Annotated in this window: 8 protein-coding genes; 5 read left to right on the top strand and 3 right to left on the bottom strand. The window is 68.0% G+C overall.

The annotated features are described in order from the left end of the window. Window positions 1-1112, bottom strand: a 1112-nt coding sequence (gene serC, locus DD1DGNOD_RS01205; protein ID WP_206442871.1) for a phosphoserine transaminase, incomplete at its 3' end; no start/stop codon positions are given. Then, window positions 1105-2199 carry a citrate synthase 2 gene (locus tag DD1DGNOD_RS01200; RefSeq protein WP_131769244.1) on the bottom strand — a complete coding sequence of 365 codons (1095 nt, stop codon included), beginning with the start codon at window positions 2197-2199 and terminating at the stop codon, window positions 1105-1107. The genes DD1DGNOD_RS01200 and serC, both read right to left, overlap by 8 nt. Before the next feature lie 374 nt (window positions 2200-2573). Between DD1DGNOD_RS01200 and pdxH the strand changes: the two genes are divergently transcribed. The 3 genes from pdxH to DD1DGNOD_RS01185 all read left to right on the top strand — a co-directional run bounded on the left by pdxH (window position 2574) and on the right by DD1DGNOD_RS01185 (window position 5224). Further along, on the top strand, window positions 2574-3323 hold the full coding sequence (pdxH, locus tag DD1DGNOD_RS01195) for a pyridoxamine 5'-phosphate oxidase (RefSeq protein WP_131769243.1): 750 nt from the start codon (window positions 2574-2576) through the stop codon (window positions 3321-3323). A 387-nt stretch (window positions 3324-3710) separates the two neighbouring features. Beyond that, window positions 3711-4286, top strand: coding sequence for a hypothetical protein (locus DD1DGNOD_RS01190; protein WP_131764723.1), 576 nt, complete (start codon window positions 3711-3713; stop codon window positions 4284-4286). 119 nt (window positions 4287-4405) lie between these two features. After that, window positions 4406-5224, top strand: a complete 819-nt coding sequence (locus DD1DGNOD_RS01185; protein WP_241255385.1) for a L,D-transpeptidase — start codon at window positions 4406-4408, stop codon at window positions 5222-5224. A 157-nt stretch (window positions 5225-5381) separates the two neighbouring features. On the opposite strand, the gene DD1DGNOD_RS01180 is transcribed toward DD1DGNOD_RS01185, so the two are convergent. Further along, window positions 5382-6071, bottom strand: a complete 690-nt coding sequence (locus DD1DGNOD_RS01180; protein ID WP_131769241.1) for a UdgX family uracil-DNA binding protein — start codon at window positions 6069-6071, stop codon at window positions 5382-5384. Between the two features lie 405 nt (window positions 6072-6476). Here DD1DGNOD_RS01180 and DD1DGNOD_RS01175 point away from each other — a divergent pair, with 405 nt between their 5' ends. Next, window positions 6477-7046: a hypothetical protein gene (locus tag DD1DGNOD_RS01175; protein WP_131764722.1), complete on the top strand. Its 570-nt coding sequence runs from the start codon at window positions 6477-6479 to the stop codon at window positions 7044-7046. A gap of 322 nt (window positions 7047-7368) precedes the next feature. After that, window positions 7369-7927 (top strand): mechanosensitive ion channel family protein (locus DD1DGNOD_RS26355; protein ID WP_430827741.1); only part of this gene is annotated, 559 nt, incomplete at its 3' end.

The raw sequence follows: 7927 nt of genomic DNA, 5'->3' as shown, positions 1-7927 counted from the left end.
CGTTCGACCACGTAGTCGATGGCGCCGGTGAGCGCCTCGACGTCGGACGGCTCGACCGCCGGGAAGCAGGCCACCCGCAACTGGTTACGGCCGAGCTTGCGGTACGGCTCCACGTCCACGATGCCGTTCGCGCGCAGAGTGCTCGCGACCACGGCCGCGTCCACACCCTCGAAGTCGATCGTGACGACGACCTGGGAGCGCTGTGCCGGGTCGGCGACGAACGGCGTCGCGTAGATCGCCTTCTCCGCCCAGGTGTAGAGGATCGACGAGGACTCGGCCGTACGGCGCACGCACCAGTCCAGGCCGCCGCGGGCGAGCATCCACTCGACCTGGTCGGCGAACAGGAACAACGTGGCGACCGCGGGGGTGTTGTACGTCTGGTCCTTGGAACTGTTGTCCCGGGCGGTGGTGAGGTCCAGGAACGGCGGGATCCACCGATCGGACGCGGCGATCTGGGCCAGCCTCTCCAGCGCCACGGAGGACAGCAGCGCCACCCACAGGCCGCCGTCAGAGGCGAAGTTCTTCTGCGGCGCAAAGTAATAGGCGTCGACCTGCGACAGGTCGACAGGCAGACCACCCGCGCCCGACGTCGCGTCGACCAGGTGCAGCGCGCCCGCGTCCGCCCCGACCGGACGGCGAACCGGCTTCGCCACACCCGTGGACGTCTCGTTGTGCGGCGTCGCGTACACGTCGACACCCGGCTCGGGTGCCCATTCGGGGTGGCTGCCCGGTGCCGAGGAGACGACCGACGGCTCGGCCAGGAACGGCGCGCCCCTTGTCGTGTCGGCGAACTTGCCGCCGAACTCCCCGAACACCAGGTGCTGGGAGCGTTCGCGGACGAGGTTGAAGGCGGCCGCGTCCCAGAAGGCCGTGGCCCCACCGACGCCGAGCACCACCTCGTAGCCGTCGGGCAGCGAGAACAGTTCGGCCAGTCCCGCACGGATGCGCCCGACCAGAGCGCGCACGGGCTTCTGCCGGTGCGACGTCCCGAGCAGCGACGTGCCGGTGGTGGCAAGCTGGGCCACCGCTTCGGGGCGGACCTTGGACGGTCCGCAGCCGAAACGTCCGTCGACCGGACGCAGATGTCCGGGGATGACGATCTGGTCAGACATGGACATCTCCGAGCGGCCGGGGGGCCGGGCCGACGTAGCGGGCGGACGGGCGGATGAGGCGTCCGGTGCGCTTCTGTTCCAGGATGTGGGCGCTCCATCCAGCAGTACGTGCGCACGTGAACATGGACGTGAACATGTGTGGCGGTACCCCGGCATAGTCCAGCACAACCGCGGACCAGAACTCGACATTCGTCCGCAGCGGCCGGTCGGGGTACCGGTTCGTGAGTTCTTCGATGGCAGCCGCCTCCAGCGCCTCGGCCGCCTCGTAACGGTTCGAGCCGAGATCACGCGCGGTACGACGGAGCACCCGGGCGCGGGGATCCTCCGCGCGGTACACACGGTGACCGAAGCCCATCAGCCGTTCCTTGCGGTCCAGCGCACGGCGGACATATCCGGCCGGGTCGCCGGTGGCCTCCACCTCGTCCAGCATCGCAAGCACCCGGGACGGAGCGCCACCGTGCAGCGGACCGGACAGCGCCCCCACCGCGGAGGACAGGGCGGCTGCCGCGTCCGCGCCGGTGGAGGCCACCACCCGGGCGGTGAACGTGGATGCGTTCATGCCGTGTTCAGCCGCGGACACCCAGTAGGCGTCCACCGCCTGGACATGCTTGGGGTCCGGCTCACCCCGCCATCGGATCATGAAACGCTCGGTGATCGTGCGGGCCCGGTCGACCTCCTTCTGCGGGACGGCGGGCTGACCGAGGCCGCGGGCCGCCTGCGCGACGAAGGACAGCGCCACCACCGACGCCCGGGCAAGGTCGTCGCGCGCCTGGGCGTCGGAGATGTCGATGAGCTGACCGAACCCCCAGTAGGGAGCCAGCATCGCCAGCGCGCTCTGCACGTCCACCCGGATGTCGCCGGAGTGCACCGGCAGCGGGAACGGTTCCGCCGGCGGCAGACCGGGCTCGAACGAGGAGTCGACGAGCAACCCCCACACGTGGCCGTAATCCACCTTGCCGACGAGATCTTCGATGTCGACGCCGCGATACCGTAGCGCACTGCCTTCTCTGTCCGGCTCGGCGATCTCGGTCTCGAAAGCGATCACGCCCTCGAGGCCGGGCTTGAAGTCACTTGTCTTCTCAGCCATCGAAGTCCGGGGCTCCGCTTCCTGTCTCCTCCGGCCGGTCGCGTTGGCAGCGCTGCGGGGTCCCGACAGGCCAAACGCCAGCCGATAACTGATGTGAGCTGGTTGCATCATCGTGCGCAATTGCCTGCCTGTATCCTGCCCTGTCATCGGAAGCGGTGCCATAGCCCGGCAGGACGCCACCTGCCGCCCCCACGGCGAGCGCGGTCGAACTTACCCAGCAGACCGGGCTTCGCCGGCCAGGACGGCCCCTCCCGGCGTGGCGCAGGTCACTCACAGTCCTCAAGATCACTCGTGTTCCGGCGTTCCGGGGACTCGCGGTCTGATGATCAATGGTCTGGGAGCCTGCGCTTGGATAGCCGTAGGAAGGTGACACGATCGGTCGTGTGTCCGCCTACCCGAACCACGCTCGGCTGCCGGTTCCCGATCCCGCAAGCCAACGGCGTCACTACAGCGCAGGCGGGTTGGACGAGTCCGACCTCGCCACCACCTGGATGGCCCAGTTCGCGCGCTGGTTCGCGGAGGCGTCCGCGGTGGCCGCCGAGCCGGGGTCGGCGCTGCCCGAGCCGAACGCGATGGTGTTCGCGACCGCGGACGCCCGAGGCCGGCCCAGCGCCCGGACCGTCCTGCTCAAAGGGTTCGACGAACGCGGCTTCACGCTTTTCACCAACCTCGGTTCCCGAAAGGGACGGGAGGCCGCCGCGAACCCGTATGGTTCGCTGGTGTTCCCCTGGTACGCCCTGGAGCGACAGATCATCGCCATCGGCAGGCTCGAAGGTGTGTCGCCCGTCGAGACCGCGGCGTATTTCCATTCCCGGCCGCGCGGCTCGCAGCTCGGGGCGTGGGCGAGCCGGCAGTCCGAGGTGATCGACTCCCGGGACCGTCTGGAACGGCGCCGGGCCGAACTGGACGCCTACTGGCCCGAACCGAAGCAGATCCCGGTGCCCGCGTTCTGGGGCGGGATAAGGCTCGTCCCGGAAACGGTCGAGTTCTGGCAGGGACGTCCCGACCGGCTTCACGACCGGCTCCGCTACCGCTGGACCAGTAATGACGAAGACAGTTGTACCGGCGAACATGGCCACCTGCACGCGGGCGGGCACTGGGTCATCGAGCGCCTGTCACCGTGAGACACTATGCAGCGGGAAATTCTTTAGGGAAGCCCTTTGAGGCAGACCGCCAAGAGCCGCTTCACGGCCAGGACGAATCGATAATCCGGCCGGCCGAACGAATCGAATAGTCTACAGAAACACAATTTCCGGACACCTATTTACATCTTGGATCACAACCCGCGACCCTGCGCGCGAGTACCCGAGGTCTGTTGGTAGCATCCCTCGCACACGCTGCTGTGACAGAGGCCACAGGCCCGCTTCCGGCACGCCGAAGGCCTTGAGGGGGCAAACACAATGCGTTTAGGCAGGACACGGCTGACTCTAGCCTGCGCAATCGGGTCAATGATGATCGGGCTAACCGCCCCGGCTGCATGGGCGACAAACGGCGGGGTAGAACCCCCCCAGGTGGCGGACCAGCTGAAAGGGCAGGTGACGGACTCGGTCCAGCAGTCCGTGCCGGAGCAGCCGGACATCCCCACCAATCTTCCGCCGAACCTCCCCGCCAACCTTCCGCCGGACGTCTCGCAGCTGTCGCCGGACGTGCTCCACAACCTACTCACTCTCGTCCCGGGTCTACCGGTCGACCTCACCGGCCTCATCGATCTGAGCAAGGTGGGCGACCTGGTGGCTCAGCCACTGTCGATCCTTCACACCTGTGGCCCGAAGGGCCCACAGTGGAAGCTGAAGAACATCTCCGACAAGACCTACGGGTTCGGCTGGTTCGATACCAAGCGGAAGGGTGACACCGGCCAGATTCCGCCCGGTGGAGTCATCACCCTCGTCTCCTCCGCCGTGGACGCGATCCTGGCCACCCCGTTCGACCTGGTGACGGGTAATCTGCTCAAGGCGATCCCCGCCATCGGCGTGGCCGAGTGCCCCGGCACGCCGACACCCGCCACCGAGACCACGGACACAGGCACCGTACCGGTCTCCACACCGGCGGACGCTGTCGTCACGGACAAGGTCTACTACACAGGATGATGATTCTGGGTTCGATCGTGTGCCGTCGCCCCACACCAGGGGCGGCGGCACACGCCGTATCGTCCACCGGTATGCCTGCTGGTGCCGCGCCTTCCGGCAGCACACCCGTATCCACGTCCGTGTCGGCCTCCTTGTCCAAGGCCACCTCCTTGTCCAAGGCCGCACCGTCCATCCGACGCGCGAAGATTTCGTTACTCGTCCTCGCCGGGTTGATTGCCTTCACCGGATGCGGTGGGGGCACAGGGTCGGCGGCTCCCGCGCCGAAGGCGCCCGAGAGCACGTCCATCCCGGAGCCGGTCCACAGCGAACTCGCTGCCGCGACATCGGTCAACCCGGACGGGATGTCCACCATCGTGACCGCGCTGGGCCCCAAGGTGGACATCTACAAATCGCCGATCGCCACGACCCCGTCCTCCCATCTGGGCAACCCGAACGAAGCCGGCGCCCCGCGGGTTTTCCTGGTGGTGGCGAAGCTGCCCGACTGGTGGCAGGTGCTGCTGCCGGTCCAGCCCGCCGGCAGCACCGGCTGGGTGAAGGCGGCCCAGGTGAAGGCCAGCCAGACCGGCTACCGTCTGGTGGTCGCCCGCAAGGATCACCGGTTGCGGGTCTATGACAAGCAGGCGGTCGTCCTCGACGAGCCGATCGCCGTCGGAACGGGCGACACCCCGACCCCCGGCGGCAAGTTCTACCTGACCGAACTGCTGCAGCCCCGTAATCCGGCCGGGGCGTACGGGCCCTATGCGTTCGGGCTCAGCGGCTTCTCGACCACCCTCGAATCGTTCGAGGGACGAGCCCCGGTGATCGGTATTCACGGCACCAACCAGCCCAACCTGCTCGGTCAGGATGTCAGCCACGGCTGCATCCGGGTGAGCAACGACGCCATAACCCGACTCGCGCGCCTGCTGCCGCTAGGCACGCCGGTGGAGATCGTCGTCTGACCCGCTGGGCCCGCCTCGGGTGGGCGCCCGTCAGTACCACGGACGCCTGCCCGGGGCAGGCGTCCGTGCCGGCGGTCCGTGATCCGGCAGACCCGAGATCACGGGCTGCTTCCCGCCGGCCGGTACCGGACGTGCATCAGCCAATCAGTCCAACGTTTCAGGTCGACATGCCGGCAAGGGTGCGTTCGGCAAGCTGGAGATCGCGGACAAACCCCGCGTAGACCTCGTCCCGCGTGGCCGGGTCGACCCGCAGCACCGCGCTCGGATGCAGTGTGGCGATCAGCTGGGCCTCCGACCCGGGCGGCCCGGGCAGTAATCGACCGCGCATCTTCGTCACCCGGAATGACGGTCCGAGCAGCGCCTGCCCCGCGGTCGCGCCAAGCAGGACGACGACCAGCGGCCTGATCCGGTTCAGCTCGGCCGCCAGCCATGGCCTGCAGGCAGTGACCTGCCGGGCGTCCGGTGTCTGGTGGATACGCCGCGGACCGTCACTCCTGCGGTACCTGAAGTGCTTGACCGCGTTCGTGACATACGCCTCAGCCCGGTCGATTCCGGCGTCCGCAAGCGCCCGGTCGAGCAGCTTGCCGGCGGGCCCGACGAATGGCCGACCACGCCGGTCCTCGATGTCACCCGGCTGTTCTCCGACGAGGACCAGGCGCGCATGCGGATTTCCCTCCCCGAAGACGGTCCGGGTGTCGGGCAGGTCCGCCAGGTCACAGCCCCGGCAGGATGCGGCTGCCGCGGCCAGCCCGGCGAGGTCAGCACCTGACGGGACGAAAGGCGCCGCACCGCTGCCGCTACGGGTGTCGGTGCCGGTGCCGGTGCCGGCGGGAGAAGAGTCGGTCATCACGGTCGGATCCTCACATCCGCCTGGTCAGGCACGATTCATCGGATGGCACGCCCCGGCCACCCGGGCCGCTCGCGGGTGGTGCACTGCCCAGCCAGTAGCGCGGAACGGCACCGGGTAGCTGTAACAGTAATATTACTCCATGCAATCGGTGCATACTGGACCAATCGGGAACCCGCCTAACGCTCCACCGCAACCAGGGGGTAGAAGGTCATGGAGACGTCCCGGCCAGCGCGTCACTGTCGCGTCCGGATGCTTGGCCTTACCCTTGCGGGCCTTCTGCTGGCGCTTGCCGCCAGCGCCTGTGGAGGATCGCGGAAGCCTGCCGGTAGCACGGATCCGGAGCAGCCGGCGGCCCCGGTCGCGTCAGCCGCCGCCCGTACGAATCTGCATGCGGGAGACTACGTGCTGACCGAGGGTCCGGAAACCGCCGGCTTCAACGCGAACACGTCCCTGGACAACCGCGGGGCCCTGTCCGTCGCCGCGATGACCAGCTTCGCCTCGTGCATGGGGAGGTCGGGGACCGATCCGAGGATCGAGCCGCTGGACTCGGCCAAGGGACCATACTTCTCCACGAGCGACAACCTGGTCTTCATGGGTTCGGTGGCGGCAGTCTATCCGGCCGACGTGATAACGCAGGCAGTCCGGATCACCGCCGAGCCGTCCTTCCCCCCCTGCGTCGGCAGCCTGCTCAAGCGCGGGTACACCGAAGCCGCCGACCTGCCCGACGGCAGCACGTTCACGGTCCTGTCGACGTCGGTACGCAAGCCCCCGGCCGGCGTCACCGCGCTGACCAGGGTGAAGGTGTCGATGACCCTCGACGGGCCGGCGGTGCCGATGACGTTCGACCTGATGTTCGTGTTCTCCGGCCAGGTCCAGAGCTCCTTCGTGGTCGGCCGGGTGTTCGACGAGCCCGACCAGGCTGTCGTGAACCGGGTCGCCAGGCAGATCGTCCGGAAGGTCGCCAACCAGTAGCCAGTAGAAGGTCGCCAATCAGTAACGGCCCGAGACCTGGGCCTGCCGGACCTGAACCGCCCCTGGCCCGCCGGCTGTCCGTCCGAGCCCGAGCGTCCTATTTGTCCTGGGCATCCATGGACGGACTACACGAAAGCTACTTTCAGCGATCGTGTGGCAACATGACGCGATCGCTGTGTATGAGGTGTTCTGTTAGCGGTCACCCCTGTGGGGACTTACGGCATGTTCCAGAAGTCGTCGTTCGACCACCGATCCGGTGCGGAACCCCGGGCGCGAAAAACATGATCGCGCCACCTTCGGCCCTCTAGACGGAGGAGGACTATTGGTACCGCAGGCTGCCGGATGGGATCAGGGTGTCCCGGACGCGTGGGCATCCGTCATCCAGAGCGTGCCGAAGATCGGGACGTTCGCGTTCATCATGATTGCCGGCGGCCTGGCGGCCCGCGGCCTGGTCAGTACCGTCAACCGTCTCCTGGTCCGCGCCGGTGCCGACAACCTGCTCGACCGGGGCGGGCTCACCCGCGTGCTCCGTCGTCCCGCACCCGACCTGCGCATCGGCCTCATGCGGATCACGTTCGCCATCGCGCTGCTGGTGCTCCTCCAGCTGGCACTCGGCGTGTTCGGCATCAACCCGGTGAGCAACCTCGTCCACGACCTCGTCCTCCTGCTGGCGCAGGCCGTACTCGCGTGCGTCGTCCTCGCGGTCGGCGCAACCCTGGCGTCCGCCGCGCATGCATGTGTCGGGAACGCCCTCAGCGGCCTGCCCTACGCCGGGACGGCGGCGACCGTCAGCGCCGCCATCATCATGATCGGTTTTGGCAAGGCCGCCCTGGACGAGATCGGCCTTGCCACATCCGTGACAACACCGATGCTCTACGCTC

This window comes from Candidatus Protofrankia californiensis, from assembly GCF_900634765.1.
Classification (GTDB): Bacteria; Actinomycetota; Actinomycetes; order Frankiales; family Frankiaceae; genus Protofrankia; species Protofrankia californiensis.
The sequence above is the reverse complement of the archived record's forward strand: the minus strand, read 5'-3'. Positions and strand labels throughout refer to the sequence as shown.

What these genes read in the sequence shown, in the direction of transcription:
- DD1DGNOD_RS01180 (WP_131769241.1), bottom strand. Translation starts at nt 6,071, where the DNA reads ATGACCGACTCTTCTCCCGCCGGCACCGGCACCGGCACCGACACCCGT.
- DD1DGNOD_RS01200 (WP_131769244.1), bottom strand. Translation starts at nt 2,199, where the DNA reads ATGGCTGAGAAGACAAGTGACTTCAAGCCCGGCCTCGAGGGCGTGATC.